This window comes from Hyphomonas sp., from assembly GCF_017792385.1.
GTDB lineage: Bacteria > Pseudomonadota > Alphaproteobacteria > Caulobacterales > Hyphomonadaceae > Hyphomonas.
Genome location: NZ_CP051230.1, coordinates 3,052,245 through 3,068,853, shown reverse-complemented (window position 1 = coordinate 3,068,853; position 16,609 = coordinate 3,052,245). Strand labels below are relative to the sequence as shown.

13 protein-coding genes are annotated in these 16,609 nt (G+C 59.1%); 7 read left to right on the top strand and 6 right to left on the bottom strand.

From position 1 onward, the window contains the following. Nucleotides 1-101 precede the first annotated feature (101 nt). Complete coding sequence (locus HF955_RS14865) at nt 102-1,007, bottom strand: DUF1838 family protein (RefSeq protein ID WP_291076162.1); 906 nt, start codon at nt 1,005-1,007, stop codon at nt 102-104. A 164-nt stretch (nt 1,008-1,171) separates the two neighbouring features. Continuing rightward, nucleotides 1,172-2,566, bottom strand: coding sequence for an NAD(P)/FAD-dependent oxidoreductase (locus HF955_RS14860; protein ID WP_291076160.1), 1,395 nt, complete (start codon nt 2,564-2,566; stop codon nt 1,172-1,174). 245 nt (nt 2,567-2,811) lie between these two features. Here HF955_RS14860 and HF955_RS14855 point away from each other — a divergent pair, with 245 nt between their 5' ends. From HF955_RS14855 to HF955_RS14830, 6 genes are all read left to right on the top strand, one after another. Next, nucleotides 2,812-4,104: a tetratricopeptide repeat protein gene (locus HF955_RS14855; RefSeq protein ID WP_291076158.1), complete on the top strand. Its 1,293-nt coding sequence runs from the start codon at nt 2,812-2,814 to the stop codon at nt 4,102-4,104. Further along, nucleotides 4,050-6,068: an ATP-binding protein gene (locus HF955_RS14850; RefSeq protein WP_291076157.1), complete on the top strand. Its 2,019-nt coding sequence runs from the start codon at nt 4,050-4,052 to the stop codon at nt 6,066-6,068. The genes HF955_RS14855 and HF955_RS14850 overlap by 55 nt, the downstream gene beginning before the upstream one ends. After that, the gene (locus HF955_RS14845; RefSeq protein ID WP_291076156.1) at nt 6,065-6,697 is read left to right on the top strand and encodes a response regulator transcription factor; all 633 of its coding nucleotides are present in this window, start codon (nt 6,065-6,067) and stop codon (nt 6,695-6,697) included. Before HF955_RS14850 ends, HF955_RS14845 begins: the two co-directional genes overlap by 4 nt. A gap of 398 nt (nt 6,698-7,095) precedes the next feature. After that, nucleotides 7,096-8,070 (top strand): hypothetical protein, encoded by a 975-nt coding sequence (locus tag HF955_RS14840; protein WP_291076154.1) that lies wholly within the window; start codon nt 7,096-7,098, stop codon nt 8,068-8,070. Nucleotides 8,071-8,201: 131 nt separating this feature from the next. Next, entirely contained in the window at nt 8,202-8,930 is a 729-nt protein-coding gene (locus tag HF955_RS14835) for an ABC transporter substrate-binding protein (protein ID WP_291076153.1), read from the top strand. Beyond that, entirely contained in the window at nt 8,918-9,406 is a 489-nt protein-coding gene (locus HF955_RS14830) for a hypothetical protein (RefSeq protein ID WP_291076151.1), read from the top strand. Before HF955_RS14835 ends, HF955_RS14830 begins: the two co-directional genes overlap by 13 nt. Here the strand turns inward: HF955_RS14830 and HF955_RS14825 are convergent. Continuing rightward, on the bottom strand, nt 9,373-10,362 hold the full coding sequence (locus tag HF955_RS14825; RefSeq protein WP_291076150.1) for a hypothetical protein: 990 nt from the start codon (nt 10,360-10,362) through the stop codon (nt 9,373-9,375). The two genes, HF955_RS14830 and HF955_RS14825, sit on opposite strands and share 34 nt — an antisense overlap. A 629-nt stretch (nt 10,363-10,991) precedes the next feature. On the opposite strand from HF955_RS14825, the gene HF955_RS14820 reads away from it, so the two are divergent. Beyond that, on the top strand, nt 10,992-11,288 hold the full coding sequence (locus HF955_RS14820; protein WP_291076148.1) for a hypothetical protein: 297 nt from the start codon (nt 10,992-10,994) through the stop codon (nt 11,286-11,288). A gap of 82 nt (nt 11,289-11,370) precedes the next feature. Here the strand turns inward: HF955_RS14820 and HF955_RS14815 are convergent, their stop codons facing one another. From HF955_RS14815 to HF955_RS14805, 3 genes are read right to left on the bottom strand one after another with little or no spacing between them, the layout of a single operon-like run. Further along, nucleotides 11,371-13,908 carry a hypothetical protein gene (locus HF955_RS14815; RefSeq protein WP_291076146.1) on the bottom strand — a complete coding sequence of 846 codons (2,538 nt, stop codon included), beginning with the start codon at nt 13,906-13,908 and terminating at the stop codon, nt 11,371-11,373. 3 nt (nt 13,909-13,911) lie between these two features. Then, nucleotides 13,912-14,769 (bottom strand): hypothetical protein, encoded by an 858-nt coding sequence (locus tag HF955_RS14810; RefSeq protein ID WP_291076145.1) that lies wholly within the window; start codon nt 14,767-14,769, stop codon nt 13,912-13,914. A 4-nt stretch (nt 14,770-14,773) separates the two neighbouring features. Next, the gene (locus HF955_RS14805; RefSeq protein ID WP_291076143.1) at nt 14,774-16,579 is read right to left on the bottom strand and encodes an FAD-binding protein; all 1,806 of its coding nucleotides are present in this window, start codon (nt 16,577-16,579) and stop codon (nt 14,774-14,776) included. Between the last annotated feature and the right edge of the window lie 30 nt (nt 16,580-16,609).

The window sequence follows — 16,609 nt, the reverse complement described above, 5'->3', positions numbered from 1 at the left end:
CGTGTCTTTCCAGGCACACCTTGCACGGTTTGGAGGCACCCGAACACAAGAGGCCGGACCCATTGGCCCGGCCTCGCGTCATTGAAAGGTGCCGAGAGCGACTATCTCGCCGGAAGGTCGATTTCGCCTTCACGAACACCCTTGTAATACCCCCAGCTCGTCATGTTCGAACGCGGATCGCCAGAAGGCGGAGGGCTCGCATATTCCGGATAATGTGCTGCAATCTCTGACTTCATTGTGTCGGACAGCTCATCATAACTGCCAAGCTTGCGACCAGCGGTGTGCATGTACATCACACCTTCCCGGCCATTCATCTCCATCCATGGCAGCCAGTCCGACACGCGTGACCAGCCGACCGTGATCTTGGCGGTGGTCGTCGCAGGATCCAGCAGATCCTCCGTACGGCCGAAGAAATTGAACATTTCGGTAGCGTGATAGGTGCCTCCGATTTCCGGCTGGTAATCGCCGCCGAGCGGGTTCGGGTACCAGAGCGGGAACGTGTTGCGCATCCACCAACTGCCGCCGCCGATCTCGCCGGACCAGGTGGCCGGCTTCCCGTCGCGCCCCGTCTCGAACATCTTGAAGTTCACCGGGTCATTCGCAACATGCATCACGTTTACGGTCTGCCCGGTCCATGGATTGTCCCAGGTTTTCAGCACTTCACCTGTTGTCTTGTCCTTGTAGAGCAGGATCTCGCGCGACACGAGATGAAAGCCTTCCCCAGCCGATTCGTCCGAAATGGTCGAACAGGCACGGATGTTCATGCCCTCGACATCGAACAGATGCACATCCTTCTCTCCCTGCTTCCGGGAATAGGCCTTGCCGTGCCACCAATAGACAGCTGGCGCGTCGTCCACTGTGGAACACTGCACCTTCCGCATGAGGGTGATCGTGTCGGATGCATCGGACGGGTCGAGTTGCGCCACCTGGGCCTGACTTACGGTCGCGCAGGCAGCGGACACCCCCAATGCGGCGAACAAGGCGGAAAAGCGGAACAGTGATTTCATGAGACTCCCCATTTGATATACCATATCAGAATACACAGCTGCGCCCTGCCGCCAAGCCTGAAATTTTCCCGCACACACATTCGTGCCCGGTGATGGCGCTCACACGATCCACGTTCTTGCTTAATCTGCTTACGGACTTGATTGCAGTTACCCCACCCCTCGGGTCAGGACATTGCCTCGAATATGGCGTAGGCTGCCTGTTCGGCGGATTCCATCGCCCCCTCCATGCCGGTGTGCAGGCGTGAGACATGTTCGCCTGCGAAATGCAGTCGGCCTGCCGGGCGGCCCATGGCTTGTGCCCAGGCTCCGATTTGCCCGGGTGCCCAATGCATGTAGGCGCCGCCCGACAAGGGCTGGGCTTCATCCCATCGCACCACCTTGCGGGCGGTCGCCTTCACACCGCGCAGGGTCTTGAGCGTTTGCTCGGCCAGCGCCATCCATTCTGCATCGCTCGCTTCCGGCCGACACCCAGCCCCATTGATCCAGCAGGACAGCCCGATCGTTTCACCCGCCGCGCTGCGCACGGGAAACACCCGCTCGATCGGTGAATCGGTCCACATCATTTCGGGAAGCCCGTCTGAAAACGGCGCATCCAGCGTCAGATGAACCTGATGGATGCGGGTATAGGGAAGCGTTCCGATGGCTGCGTTCTGAACGGAATTCAGCGGCGCTTTCAGGTCCAGCCTGGCCAGGACCGGAAAGGGCAAGGCGCAGATCACATAGGGCGCACTCAGAGTGTGAGTACCCGAGCGAATGTGGACACGATTGGCCTGCACATCGATGCCGGTCACCGGCATCCCCAGCTTCACTGTCCCGTCCGGCAGGCTGGCCGTCATTGCCTCCGGCAAGCGCTGCGCCCCGCCCTCGATCTCCCCCGGCGGGCCGGTCATTCCATCCTGATTGAACAGGACCAGGGTCCTGTAAAGATTGAGCATCGAATAGGATTGTAGGTCATTGGCATTCAGCGCGATCTCACACAATCTCCGTGAGGACGGATCGAATCCGGCCTGTGCAAGAAAGGCATCGGCAGAGATGTCGTGCTCCGGTCCCGCTTCGCGCCATGCATACTGGTCTTCCAACGGGTTTGCGCGCGCCGCCGCCATGAACAGGGCCATGTCCGGTGTGAAAGCCCTGAATGCCTCCGGAAATGGATTGTCCGCATGCGCGGCCCATTCGCGGGCATCAAATACGGCCCCGTTCAGAGCGATCGTCTTGTCGCGGGACATGGGTGTGGTCGGCGGATTGATGGCAATGCCCAGATCCCGCGCTGTGCTTCGGATACGTGCATAGGACTGGCCAACCTGTTGCCCGCCGGCTTCGGGCGCGCCCGGAAGCTCGTCCAGCGTCCACATCCGCCCGCCGACGCGCCGCGAGGCTTCGAGCACCCTCACCTTGATCCCGTCTGCGGCAAGCATGCGCGCGGCATGCAGACCTGCCAGACCTGCGCCCAATATGATCACATCCGCATCTGCAGGCTCCTGAATGGCCGGTGCGCAGGCTGCCGCCGTCGCTGACGCGCCCAGCGCCAGCACCCGGCGCCTGTTCCACAGCAGTGTCATGATCTTCTCCTCACCCGCCAAACGATATATCTTTTAGGCGAGTGAAAGGCGGCCTGCCAAGTGCGCAAAACGACCACAGGCCGTTGGATGGCAAGGCCACGGTCTATTCTGAATGTATACGGAACTCAGACACGACGACGCCGTCGGACAGCAACAGACGGCTCGCCTCCCCTCACCTGAACCGGGGAGGCACAAGACAAGCCTTACCGGCATTCTTGCAGCACCCCCGGTGACTGGAGATCCTTATGTTGAGAAATGCAATCCTGTTCGGCCTGGCGTTTGCCGCGGCCTCATACGCCTGGAGCCAACAGGCCCCTTCCGAAGCCGCCTGTCAGGCTGGCGACGCAGAAGCCTGCTTCTACACCGGCGCAGAATACGCCCAGGGGCAAGGCGTGACGGCCGATCAAAGGCGCGCTGTCGACTTCTTTCTAAGATCCTGCGATCTCGGCGTGCCCGATGGATGCTCCACAAGTGGCATCCTGATCAGTACAGGCGAAGGAAATCTCGAACAGGACATCCTGCGCGGCGTCGGATACATGGAGCGCGCTTGCGGGATGGGCCATGTGGACGGGTGCAGTCGCGCCATCGGTCACCGTATCAGTGAGGCCTCCCCGGCCTTCAATCTGACCCAGGCCGTGGAGATTGCGAAAGTCGGCTGCAAAGCCGGAGTGGAAAACCCCTGCTACTGGGGACTCGACTGGTCGTGGGACGGCAAGAAAGGGCAATACAAGGACCTGATCGACATGCCGACCGCCGGCTGGTTTGCGGAACAGGCCTGCAACCAGTTTCATGACGAAATGGGATGTGACATCGCTGCGCGCATCTATGCCAACCCCGACGCAGATACATTCGATGCGGAAAAGGGCCTGACCTATTCCATGATCAGGTGCGATGAACAGAAAAGTGGTGCGGACTGCCGCAATGTTGGCGGTGTCTATCTCAATATCGGAGAACACGAACTTGGCACAATGTACATGCGTCGGGCGTGCGACTTCGGGCATGCGGGCGGATGCGAAGCCGCCACCGAATGGGAAACCTATTTCCGGGAAAAGGCCGAACATGACGCGCGGATGGCGGCATTGCGGGAACAGGTAGAAGTGCCCCTGTCCCAGGGACGCTACCAGGAGGCTGTGAGTGCGGCAATCAACTCCACCGGATCGCTCGACCTCGCCGAAAGGGCCATTCTGGCCACGCGTGCAGCTGGCCGGATGGGCGATCTGTCGACCAATGACCTCTACGCCGCGGCACTCTGGTTCCCGTCCGGACCAGTCCGGTCAGCCGCCAATGCGGAACTTGCTGCACGGGGCACAGGCCTTGAAGGCACGTTCGGAACCGGCACGAATGCTCCCGGAATGGCAAATGCACGCTGGCAGCAAATGTACGGTACAAGTGCGCCGAGCTACAGCAGCTCTTCAACCACCTTCACCCCATCCAGGACTCCGAGCGCCTCCGAGATTTCAGCGGCAACGCGGGAAAAGTACCGTTGGGCGCACTGCACGATGAGCGGCAGCAACCGGAGCGCGACCGTTTGCCAGTAGCCGGGGCAGATTTCCAGCGCTACAGCGTTGAAGGTCAATCATTGGGGGACCGGACGACGATGACAGGGCGCGCGCCACGCATGGCACTGGGCGGCGGACGGCTGAAGATGCCGCCGCTCATGCGCATCATTGTCCTGTCAGTCCTGGGTGTCGCGCTGTTTCTCGGCATGGTGGCCGTGTCCCTGCAGCCGGCGACCGGCTGGACAGCCGATCTGTCCGCGTGGCGGCATCCGCTTCGGATCGATCCCGGAATCTGGACCTCTCTCCTCACAGGCATTCTGGCCTATCTGATGTCGGTCTGGGTCTGGGCGCTGAAACCGTCCAGTCTGGCCGGCACCCTGTTTGCCGTCAGCGGGCTAATGACGCTTCTGTTCTGCTTCTCCTCCTTTCCTGGATCCATCGCCCTGCCGATGAACGATGCGGCAGTCTCCCGGTTCTGGATCGTCAACATGCTCGGCGCATCGGGATTTGGCATTGTGATGACCTGCCTGTTCCTCATCTATCCGCGAGGCTTGCCGCACTGGAAACTGTTGGCCGCCGTCACGATCATTGGATTCGGAACCTGGACACTGCTGCGCACCTTCGGTCCGTTCCGGGATTTTGCAGAAGTCCAGCGGATCACAACAGTGGAAATGTTTTCCATCATTGCCTCTGTCGCCTGGCAGGTACACGCGTCCCGGTCCGACCCCAGACAATCCGCGATAGCCCGTTGGCTCGGTGCCTCCGTCCTGATCGGGGCTGGCGCCTTCATTGGTTCCGTAGCCCTGCCGCTCACCTTCGGCTTCCCGCCCCTCATCCGCGAAAACTATGCCTTCTCCTTCTTTCTGATCATCTATGCGGGACTGGCTGCGGGCCTGTTGCGCTATCGCCTGTTCGACCTTGGAGCATGGGCCTATCGGCTGGTTTTCTATGCCCTGGCGATCGTGCTGCTGATCGGCATTGATCTCGCGCTGATATCCCTGCTCTCCTTTGGCCGGTCCGAAGCCTTCGGGCTTTCCTTGCTGCTCGTCGGCTTTGCCTACCTGCCTTTGCGCGAAAGCCTCTGGCAACGCTTCACTCGTGGGTCGCATCAGCCGGCACAGGCGCTCTTTCAAGGCGTGGCCGACGCGGCATTCCAGCCGACTGCCGTCGAACGACGCCAAGCGTGGACGGAGCTCCTCAAACGCTATTTCCAGCCGCTCGACATGGCGCCCGGTTCTGCTGGCATCAGCGCCCCTCGCATCGCCAATGAAGGCCTGACCCTGTACATTCCGTCCATTCCGGATTCCCCCAGCCTCAAACTGGAATATGGACGTCAGGGTCGTGCCCTGTTCAGTTCCAATGATGTTGAAACGGTCCGCCATCTGGTCAGCCTTTCGATACAATTGACGGAAAGCCGGGCTGCTTATGATCGGGGGGTGTCGGAAGAACGCCTGCGCATCGCTCGTGACCTGCATGACAATATCGGGGCACAGCTGTTGCGCGCCCTGCATTCGACAGCGCCGGACAAGAAGGATTCCGTCATTCGCGACACGGTGGCCGATCTGCGCGACGTCATCAATCACTCGCATGACGGCGCGCTCGATCTGGACGAGATGCTGGCTGATCTTCGCGCTGAAACCGCCGAGCGTCTGGAACCACACCGGATCGGACTATCCTGGAGCCTACAGGCGGACGCGGGGCTGACCCTGACACCGGCCAGCATCCATGCGCTCCGGTCCGTCGTGCGCGAAGCGGCGAGCAACACGATCAAGCATGCCAACGCGTCCGTGTTCATCGTTTCCATCATGGTCTCGGAGGGAGACCTTCAGGTCCAGATCACCGATGACGGCGAAGGGTTCGCTACCGCGGAAGTTCACCGCGGAAAGGGGCTGGCCAACATGAAGGCCCGTATCGAGAGCGTCGGCGGAACATTCCTGATCAGCACGGAAGGCGCCGGCCCCAAATTGGCCGCGACCCTGGCGCTCGACGGGGTCCGCACATGAAGTCCGTCCTTGTTCTGGAAGACATTGCCGAAACACGCGCCTGGCTTGCGGATGCCGCGCAGGCCGCGTTTCCAGGCTGCGCGATTTCCGAAGCCTCCCGGATTTCCGAAGCGGCGAGAATGATATCCCGGCACAGCTTTGATCTGGCCATTATCGATCTGGGACTGCCGGATGGAAACGGAACCGACATTATTGCGGCCTTGTCCTCAAAGCGTCCGGACACGGTCATTATCGTCGCCACCGTGATGGGAGATGATTCCTCGGTTGTCGGCGCACTTGCATGCGGAGCCCACGGGTATCTCCTGAAGGATTCACCCCGTGACTCCTTTGTCCGGCAGCTGGCCTTGATCCAGCAAGGCTTCCCGGCGCTCTCGCCGGCCATAGCCAGGCGCATCGTTGAACATTTCAGGAAGACTGCCATTGCCGAAAATGAAGGCGAGGATCTGACCCCACGTGAGCGCGACGTACTCGGCTTGATCGGCCGAGGCCTGAGAAATTCCGAGGCCGCCCGCGCCCTGGGACTCAGTGAGAACACCATCGCCAGCCACATCAAGTCCGTCTACGCAAAGCTCGGTATATCAACACGCGCCGAAGCCGCACTGATTGCTTCCCGGCTGGGGCTCACCTGAACCGGGGAGGCACGCACCGCCGAGACGCGGTACATGATCGCCACGGCTCATGCAGGCTTCCAGGGGGACGCACGGCAAGCCTTGGGCGCAGGAGCGAGTGTCGTATTCCTGCGCCCTCATTTCGCCCCTGGATGTCATGCCAAGAGTTCAAGCAAGCATCCATGGAACAAGGGGCCGCCATCTTCGGCCTCCCGACAGGCCATATCGGATTCTCCCGCCAAGCCGGGCCACCCTGAAACCGGGTCCCGTCCGCAAGAACATCAGCTGATCCCGGACACCCCTTTCAGGGCATCAGGATGCGCGTCAAAGGCGACCGCATTTACAGAAAGCGCTTTACAGTTGCAAATGGAGACGCAATATTCGCACGATCTTTTTGATGCGTGCCGGGGGGCCGACGCATGTGGACTACACCGTCTTTCAAGGAAAACATTGGAGGGCTGACGGTCATTCAGGCTGTCTATGCGTTTGCCATGGCCCTGGGGCTTCGGGAGGTATTCCTGGGCTCGCGGACATTCATGACCAATGTCGCTTTCAGTCCGGATGGATTTTCCCTTGAACGGGTGCTTCTTCTGTCCGCATTGTTGCTGAACATGATGCTGCTCGGCTTGCGCTTTTTCTGGGTCCCGCGGAATCTGAGAGGCCTGATCTTTGCCGCAGTCAAGGCGCGGGGACATCAGGGCGGCAGGCTCAGCGCCGATGAAAAAGGCAAACAACGCAAGATTCCCCTGAAGGACATTACGGTCGCGCTTCATCTCATCGTGATATTCCTGCATGGATCGGTCTTCTATTTCCTCTGTGTCGAGTTCGAATTCATTGCCTTCGCGGCGTCATCAACAGCCCCTTTCGATGCCGGTGCCCTGTCGGGGTATGTCGTCATCCATGTTGCCTTGCTCCTGCTGAATTCCGGATGGATCGCCTCCATTCAGAGGCAGGAAGCCAGAATGCGGAACGAGGCGTCGCCCGCCAAGAACGCGTCGGCGGCGGCCGGCAGTGTCTGGTGGCGCAATAATCTCCTGTGCGGCCTGCTCGCCATCGCGCCACTTGCGCTTTTGTCGACCTGCGGCAATTCCGGCGTTGCCTGCCTTGTCGGAACCGGACCCGGCGAAGTGGAGATTTCCGGGCTCACGCCATTTGCGCCGGACCATGTGTATGCGAGTGTCGTGTCCGTGTTTCACCTGTTTGGCGTGGACGACGCCTTCCTGGCCACGGGCCTGATCTCCGTGTCATTGGCGTTTCTGCTGGCAAACAGCCTGTTCGACCTGTTCAAGACGGGCAGCACCTATCTCCTTCTCGAAGAGATAGAGTGGGCCGAGCCGAAGGATGGTGGGGGACCCGGACCCACCGGACCTGTCACCGGCGAGGGCCCTCAGTGAAAGTCCTGTACGATGTTTCGACCTTTCTGATCGGGTCTGTCTGGGCATTATGCGCGGCCGCGCTCATGGTGCTCGGTTTTTTCAGAAGCATCAGTCTGGAAGGCGGCGAGGGTTCCAGGCAGCTTCATATCGTGGGCGGGCTCGTCCCTCTGCATCTCGATGGGACGGGAGGTGGACGCGAGGCCGAAATCGTCGCCGCCGCGTTTGAAGCGGCGGATATGGACCTGGAACTAGTCTTCCATACCGTGCCGTTTGGACGTCATTGGGCCCAGTTCGAACGAGACAGCCGGTTCGGAGCCGTGCTTATGGTGCCCGGCGATCTTGATCTGGGAGGGTATCGCTCACCGGAGTACACCCTCTACCAGAACGGGATCATTTTCCGGTCAGACAGTTTTCCAGATGGACTCGGCGCTGATCCCTTGTCCGGATTGACGGACAAGCGGGTCGTCAGCTTTCCCGGCGCCAGAGATATCATCCCTGGCCTCGACAAGGATCATTCCAGGTTCGAATTATACGCCGAACGCCCCTATCAATTCAGTCATGCCGCCATGCTGGAATCCGGGTTCGTCGATGCGGTCATCGCTGACGAGCTTGTCACGGCTCATTATCTGAAGCGGGTTGCCGGTCATGGCGCACTGTCGGACGCCTCTGACTATGTATTCGCGCCGGCATTCTGCCCAACAGCTTACCGGATCGTCTTTCGCGACGAGGCGCTCCGGCGAGCCTTTGCCAGAGGCCTCGCCATGATCCGGGAGAATGGTGAGCATGAGCGCATTACGGGCCGATATCAGGAAAATGGAGTCAGGCGCGACTCAGCCAGCGGCACCATGCAGGAGGAATGTCAGACATGGGACGATTGAGGATAAATTACGGACTCATCCTGTTGTCGCTCATCGCATCTGCAAGCGTGCTCCTCCTCAAGGGTCAGTTTGTTGCCGCCAACGGCCTTGTCCGGATTGCCGCCCTGCTTTTCGGAATCCTGGCAACGGCGTTTGTATGGAGCGTCAATCTCGACCCCGACGAAGCGGATTTTGATCGTCAGCTTGGGCACCTGAAGGCCCAGAGACTCATCATCCTGCTATTCCTGGTCGCAGGCGTGGTGCTTTCCTGCCAGTGGCTGCTCTATTTTGACCGGTTTGAAAACCCACGCCTGCTGAACCCGGTCTTCAACATTCTGAACACCGCCCTGTGCGGGGCGGCCGTCCTCGTTTTTCTGATCAGCGGCATCAAATCCCTCTTTTCGGGACGGGGCGGGAAGATGTCTTCGGAAAGCCCGCCAGCCGAGCCTGCTGACGAACAGGATCAGCCGGAAAACTCGCAAACCGCGACGAGCTGAGGCTGGGCGACGGAGAGGCACCCTCGGCGCAGCCCCCGGGTTTCCAGAGTGAGATCGATGGAGTCGGCCTGCTCTGTCAGGGCGTCTGCCACATGATCGATTTTATCGCCCATCTCCCCTTCCAGACCGATCAGTGTGGTAACAAATGCCGCAGCAATCAGGTCTCCGAAATCATCGGCGTAAATACGTGTGGGCTGTTGCTCAAGGGACAATAGCGTCAACCCGGTCGATTGCGCTGTGGCGTGGTTTTCAAGGCTCTTCACATAGTCTGCGACCGGGTCCTGCAGGCTCTTGCCTCCCCCGGAGGACGCTTTCAGATAGCTATCCACCATCGCGCCCGTGAAACAGGCACGTTCATCGGCCACCACAATCAGGACCAATGCCCCGGGAGCGAGCCATCCGGCGAGTTTGGCGCGGAGTGTCCCGGGATCGCTCAGGAAATACAGGGAATGAAGAATCAGGCAGACCGTATGCTGGCGCCCGGCCGCCACGGAATCGAGTCGGTCGAAGGGCATTTTGAGCCGGTCCGACGAGGCGATCGCGTAGCGTGACACAACGGCCTCCTCATAGGAATCCAGATAGGGGTCGCTGACATCTGAATAGGTGATGTGGGTGATGCGGTCTGCCAGGCCCGGGCAAGCCTCCAGCAGGAAGCCGGTCGATGTGCCGTCTCCACATCCAATGTCCAGAACACTCATCATGTCCTGGGTGGCAAGAACCCTGGCAAGATGCGGAACAAACTGATCCCTCTGATCGGTGCCCTTCAGAAAGGGGGCGCGCAAGGCCGCGTGCCGGTTCCCGCCAAGCTGGCGGAAGAGATTGGGTTTGGTCAGGCGAGAGAACGCAAGCTGATACAGCTGGGTTGGGTCATTTCCGGCAAATTCAAGCTTCAGCAGGTCTGCGCAGGCCGCAATATCGTCCCGGATCCTCTCATCCGGAATCAATCTGTTGCTCATGGCTTGCTCCTGATCAGGCTTGCGAGACCTGGTGACATCCTGCCGGGGTCCTTTTTGAGGGTATAGGGGCACAGTCTTGCGTTTCTGAACAGGGTGCGTCTGCCCGCACCTGGCCGTATGGCGAAAGGGTCGGGAATGCCCGGTTGCCAAGGCGGTTGCCTCCCCTCACAACGAGGCCGGACAGCGCTACGGATGGGACGGTCAGAGTCCGTTGCCTGATCTGACGGCACCTCTGGAAGCTTTCGAAACGCAACGAGGGAAATGAAATCATTCCCACTCAATGATGAAAAAGCATAAATAACTATTTAAAAACAGTCTCTTGCAGAAATCTGTGAATAAACATACCGTCATTTCACAGATTTTTTCCGTGGCTGGATTTTCAATAGTGAACACCGGGTCAGCAAATGAAGTTGACAAGATTCTGATGCACGCTGCAATCAATTCACTATCGAAAACGCCGAGGGTCGCGATTCAGCATGTTTCATTCAAGCCTCCGGCGTGACGAGCGCAGAGGCTCAGTGTCAAATCATCTAGTTTAGCGTTCCGTTCATTCCGACTATGAAGTTCACGCCTACGAAGCCAGCAAGTTGCAAACTGAAAAGTTAACCGCTCAGAGGATTCTCCGGGTTATGATCGAACAGCCTTTACATCAGCCGCAGTTACAAGATGTGATCGAACTAGCTGAAGTATTGGGACGGAATCGAGCGAGACAGGAAACGAGGGAAGTAGCGAAATCGCGAGAGCCGCTTCCCACCCCGCCGACCATTCCCCTTGGTCAGGGGCGCGACAGGGATGCGGGCTTCCGTGCCCTCGCTGATACCAAGGTACACAAGCTGCTTCTGGACTGGCGCATAGATCATGAGCTGCTGACGCTCGCCAATCGGTCGTCACTGGAAGACCATATCGTGAAGCGGATTTTGACCTGACAGGGTGGTTTGCTTACCGGCCGGTGCGCGGCTTGCAACGACGACTGATGCGCGGCGTTGGTCACGCGTACGGCATCTATTGCTAGCCCATCGGTCGGGTCTTTTCGTGACGTTCCACGAAGTCCAGGATGGTGGAAAAGCGCAGCCGGTCATATGGCATCATGATCAATCGATCGCGGTCCTTATCCAATTGGGAGACCCTTTTCAGCATGGCTGAAAGGCCCGGCAGGGCTTCGTTAAGCTCGCCAACCAGCGAAGCGCCATAGGAGAACAGATAGGTGTCAATGACAGAAAGGCGCAAACGGCCCTGGCCTGCCGGGTAGACACGCTGAAAGTCCTTAACTTGAGTTGCAATCATCCTCGGCACAGGCCTGAGATCCGCCTGCGGTAGCGGACCCGTCAGTTCCAGGAGCATGAGAACTGTAAAATAATTGCCGCGCAACGCTATGCGTGTTGCAGCTCTGACAAACTCGTCTTGGCACGCCTCGCTCTCATCAAGGGCCTTGCTGATCGCGACGAGCAATCGCCTGCAGCTGCTGACGAAGCTGATCTCCTTTTTCTTGTTCTTCTTGCCATAATGACGCGCTGTCGCCAGATGCGTGTACAGCATCTCGGACACTTCAATGGCGACGCTCTCGGAGGCGAAACGCAATCCTGTCAGCGGCACATGGGCCGAATTCGGATCGCCGTCCCCATCCTGCATTTCAAGTGTCTGCGCCTCGACCGCCCTTTGCAGGTTCCTTCGCGCAGCCTCGAGATCGGCGGCATTGTTAGAAGTCAGACGCGATCCAACGGCTGCAAGATAATATGCCTCCCGCCCGGTCACGCGCCCGAAGGTCGGATCGAAGAAACCTGTCCCGCTGGAGCGGCGTTCCAGATTGCGCGCAATCTTCGCGGCGCGCAGCGCCACGAGGGTAGCGACAGGCCAACGGTCGGCATGTGCGAAGAGAAGCGCATAGCACATGGCCCGAATATACACGGTGGGATCGTTTCCCTCCGTCGAGCGCGAGAGCTCCGCCAGAAATTCCAGGATTTTCTCGCGGTTGCGAACAATCCCCTGCTCTTCGGACAGAAGCTCTATATAGGCTGGCGCATTTCCCATGCCGCGAAACACGATCGGAGGAACCGCCCGGCGGGGCGCGGAGGCTGTATCCGCAGCCAGATCGACCAGCTGAAATCCGGACTGGACCGCAAGGAGGAAAAAATTATTCCAGCTTTCTTCTGTCCGCAGATGGATGTGTTCATCCAGCTCATCGAGCAGTTCCTCCTGAGAAGCCTCAAGATCGCCAAACCGTTCGATCATGCGATCGACGGCAAGCCGGCTCGAGGTTCCGTGCGAGAGATTGACCTGCTCGAGAAAGGCAATCCATGCAGCCATGAGTTCAGTGTGAAGACGCGGCTTTCCTGAAACCAGTTTCAGGGCGAGCGCCCCAAATCCTCCATCCTCCCCGGAATGCCGGTCGATTGCACGGCGGAAGGACACGACGTCAGTATGACCATTGCCTGTGGAGTGGGCGAGAAATGTATCGAGCCAGTCCGTGGGCGCCGCGCCTGACCCTGTCAGATCCGACTTGCCATCTGCATCCGAGTCCAGGATGAGATCCGGTTCCGAGAGCAGGTATTTGGGATTCCGAAGATAGAGGTCGGAAAATGTCAGTTCGCGCACGTCGCTGCGCGCATATTTATATGGCCGGTAACGCCGTCCGGCATCGATGATTTGCGTATTCTTGGTCAGCAGAACGATCTTGGTATCATGTGGCCGAAGCAGCCTGTTGATCCGGTCAAGCGCCGAAAGGGCCCGCTTGTCCTGGTCGAGATATCTCCTGGGAAGAAAGGAATTCAGTTTTCCTTCCCACCAGTCCGCCGATCCTTCCCAGTCCGTTTCAATGACGTCGTTGCACAAGAAAATGTGTTCTCCGGAGCTCGCCCGGGTAAATTCGGAGAATTCAGGCAGGGCGGCAGCAACGGTCAGCCCCAGAAGACGCTTGTGAGCCAGAAGCCGACTGAACTCCAAAAACTTGTCATGCGGATCATTCAGACTGTAGAGCACACCTCTGATCCGGTCGCGCCACTTGCTCGCTACAGCGAGGCGTTCCTCAGGCCCGGAGGCCTTTGACAGCGCGGCCAGATAGGACTCGATCACTTTCCGGGCTGTCCGGCTGCGGTTTCCCTGGGCATCAAAGCCGCGCGAGACATTGTCGAATACGCCTTTTGCTTCCTCGGCATGACCAGGCAACAGAAGAAGGGGCCGGTCCGGTGACAGCTTGGACAGGACATATTGCTTCACAACCGCGCCGAACTCGGCCTCCGTATCGCTGTCATGCGCTGTATCTTTCGGGCCAGTGAAAATCCGGAAGGATGGTCGGTCCTGCACGGACTGCCGGCGGGACCGCAGGACGCTGAAATATTCGTAAAGCAAATTGGAATCGAGCGCGTAGATGATCCGGCCCCGCCTTGTTTCCTCAGGCGCCTGCTTGGTCCCGGTGCCCATGCCCCCGGTGAACACCCGGTCATGTTGGCGCAGGTAGAGCATGTAACGCAGGTCGACGGCTTCCTGAATATCCATTTCAAGTCGCTGGGCGGCTTCGAGGCGGTCATCAGGTCGGGCCGGTTCATCCATGCGTCAGACCCCGAAATACGCCGTGGATATTTCTGAGGCGCGCTCCCGGATTGCGTCCGTATCACCTGACCGGACCAGCTTCTCCATCTTCTCCAGGTCCTGCTTCAAACCAGCCGCGGGCCTTCCGGAGGAGATCGCCTCGGGCACGATTCGTTCTTCCTCCGCGCGCTGATTAAATACATCGATCCGCCCCGACCCTAGCAGCTCCCATTCCGGTAACCGGTCCCGCAGCACGGGCCAGAGCGGCGCAGCAAAACTGAGGGACCCGATCCCGCAGACCACGATGCCGATCGGAACACCGTTTCGCGTGGTGACCAATGCGCCGGATTCACCTTTACGGGTGACCGCCTCCCCGTCGATCGCGGTGAGTTCCAGCGCGTCAACAAAGAGCGTCATCTCTCCGGTGTACGGACATGGCATTCTGAACCTGGCATGGGTCGAGGACAGGGTTGCCTGCCGCGCCTCATCGATCCCGACATGCACCTCGACGTGGTCGCCCAGATACCGGGCTGGCAGAAACGCACCGGAGTCTCCCATATGGGTCGCCGGGCGCCATGGTTGGTGGCCGGCGAGCTTGATACCACTCCTGACCGGAAGGATTGCAAGCATCTCCGTTGCGGCTCGCACCTCGCCGTGCATCTCTTCCGGAAACCGGTTGGGCGATCTGGCGGCAATGATCCTGCCCCCGGCGCGCAGTTCGCCCTGCGTATGGCCGATCTGCGCCGCTGTCACGAGCACCAGATCGTGAACACTGACGTCAAACACAAGCAGACCGGCCCGGCCTTCGAAATCCCCTTCGCTGGAGCCCTTTACGATCCCTGCTGGGTGGAGAAATACATCATCGACTTCGGTATCATTCATCGAACTAACGGCCAGAATGGCCCTCCCGGCTTGTTTGCGAGGGAACCTTTAGAGGCTCGCCGCGCACAGCAGTTCCGACAAAACTTTTAGGCAGATTCTTGCGTGTGCGCCGGAATTTTTCTCCGTCATAATTCTCGCCATCGATCATCAACTGGTAAATCGCCACTTTTCTCACACTCTCTTCGCCATATTCGGTTGTGATCCGGTCTTCATGGAAGCCGTTCGATACATCCACGCCATGTTCCTGGCTAAAATAGGTCCGTGCCATGTCGATATGCCAGTCGGACCAGAGCGTCGGCTTCGCCGGCGAGGGATACCCGCATGCCTCTGCATAGAAATTGGCCTGCGCGAAGGAGAGATAATCATAGTCTGCGTAAAGCGCCTGCCGCCTGAGGATCAGATCGCGCCAGGTGGACCGGTCCGCAAACAGCTCGCCAATCGGAGAGTCATAACCGTGCCGGCTGACATAGAGGCAATCTCTGAGTTTCAGCGAGTTTTTGGCAGGCGGCGCGGGGTCGAGCGGAGCCTTCGCTGAAATCGAGTGAATGACATTCAGGCTCAGATGCTTCGCCTGGACGATGGACGGGTCCTCACCCTCGAACTCAAAGGTCCGAACCGGTCCATTCCGGATCGTCGGCTCACCGTCATACTTGTGGTACTCGACAAAACCATTCACCACGGCAATGGCCAGCAACAGCTTGTGATAGGGTGAGACATGGTACTCGATGGGCGTGTCTTTCAGGCCCAGCAAGGTGACCTTCCCGACTTCGGTCCGCGTCTTCAGGATCTTGTTGATACTGATTTTACCGAGCCGGTCGCTCTGTGCCAGAGCGACATATTCCCCCCAGATCTTTTTTGAAATCTGGTTCGCACAGTCATTGGTATCGTGTGGAAAATTCTCATGCAGAATGGCGTCCGCCACCTGCTTTCGGGCGGTACTCTCAATCCTCAGTATTTCAGCCTCGACATCCTTGCTGTTGAGAATGGGACCGGTGTTCGCCTCGACGCTGCCCGCCCTGAAGTTCCGGAACAGAAGCCTCAGAACCTCGATGATGCCGCCATCCCCGGTACCCCCGACAACATAGTTCTTGAATGGCGGCGAATCGAGCTTGCGGATCGGCGCAATCACATCATCCTTCAAATTCCAGTAGCTCTTGGTTCCGGAACCCTCCGCGCTCAACTCCTTGCCAAATCCGGTTGCAACAAAAACACAATCAAACAGGCGCTGTTGCGGCGGCGACTTGCTGTCCGGCACCAGCTCCGTTTCCCACTTGTCTCCGCGATCATGAATCCGGGCGACTTCGCATTGGGTGAAGACGCCCTTTATTTCGCTTGCGAAATGTTCGCTCAGTTTGTGCCATTCACTCCTGATCTCGCCGACCACCGTATTGCAGGGTGCCTGCCACCAATTGAAAAAGGGAAGAAAAGTCGTGGCTTCCAGCGCTTCCTGCGGCCAGAAATTGATCGATGGATGAATGTCCCGGTGCGAGGCGTCCGAGAACTGGCTGAGTTCTTCGCCTTCCTTCTCCAGGATCCAGACATGGGCCTTATGCGCTGCACAGGAGATGGCGGTCGTAAGGCCGGCAAGACCGGCGCCAATCACGGCCACGTCCATGCCCTCGAGCCCATGGGCCCTGCCGGAGCGCTGATAGTCTTCATTGACGGACCAGACGAGATTCAGTGCGCGCCTTTGCTGGGATCCGAAGCTGACCCGACTGGCAAACGGGCCGACGACGTAAAGACCGTTTTCATACGGCACGCGGCTTGCCGAAAATGCGGCACTTCCGATCGACCGTTTCCCGATACTCATATTTGCGCCATCCGCCCCCGCGTCACTGCG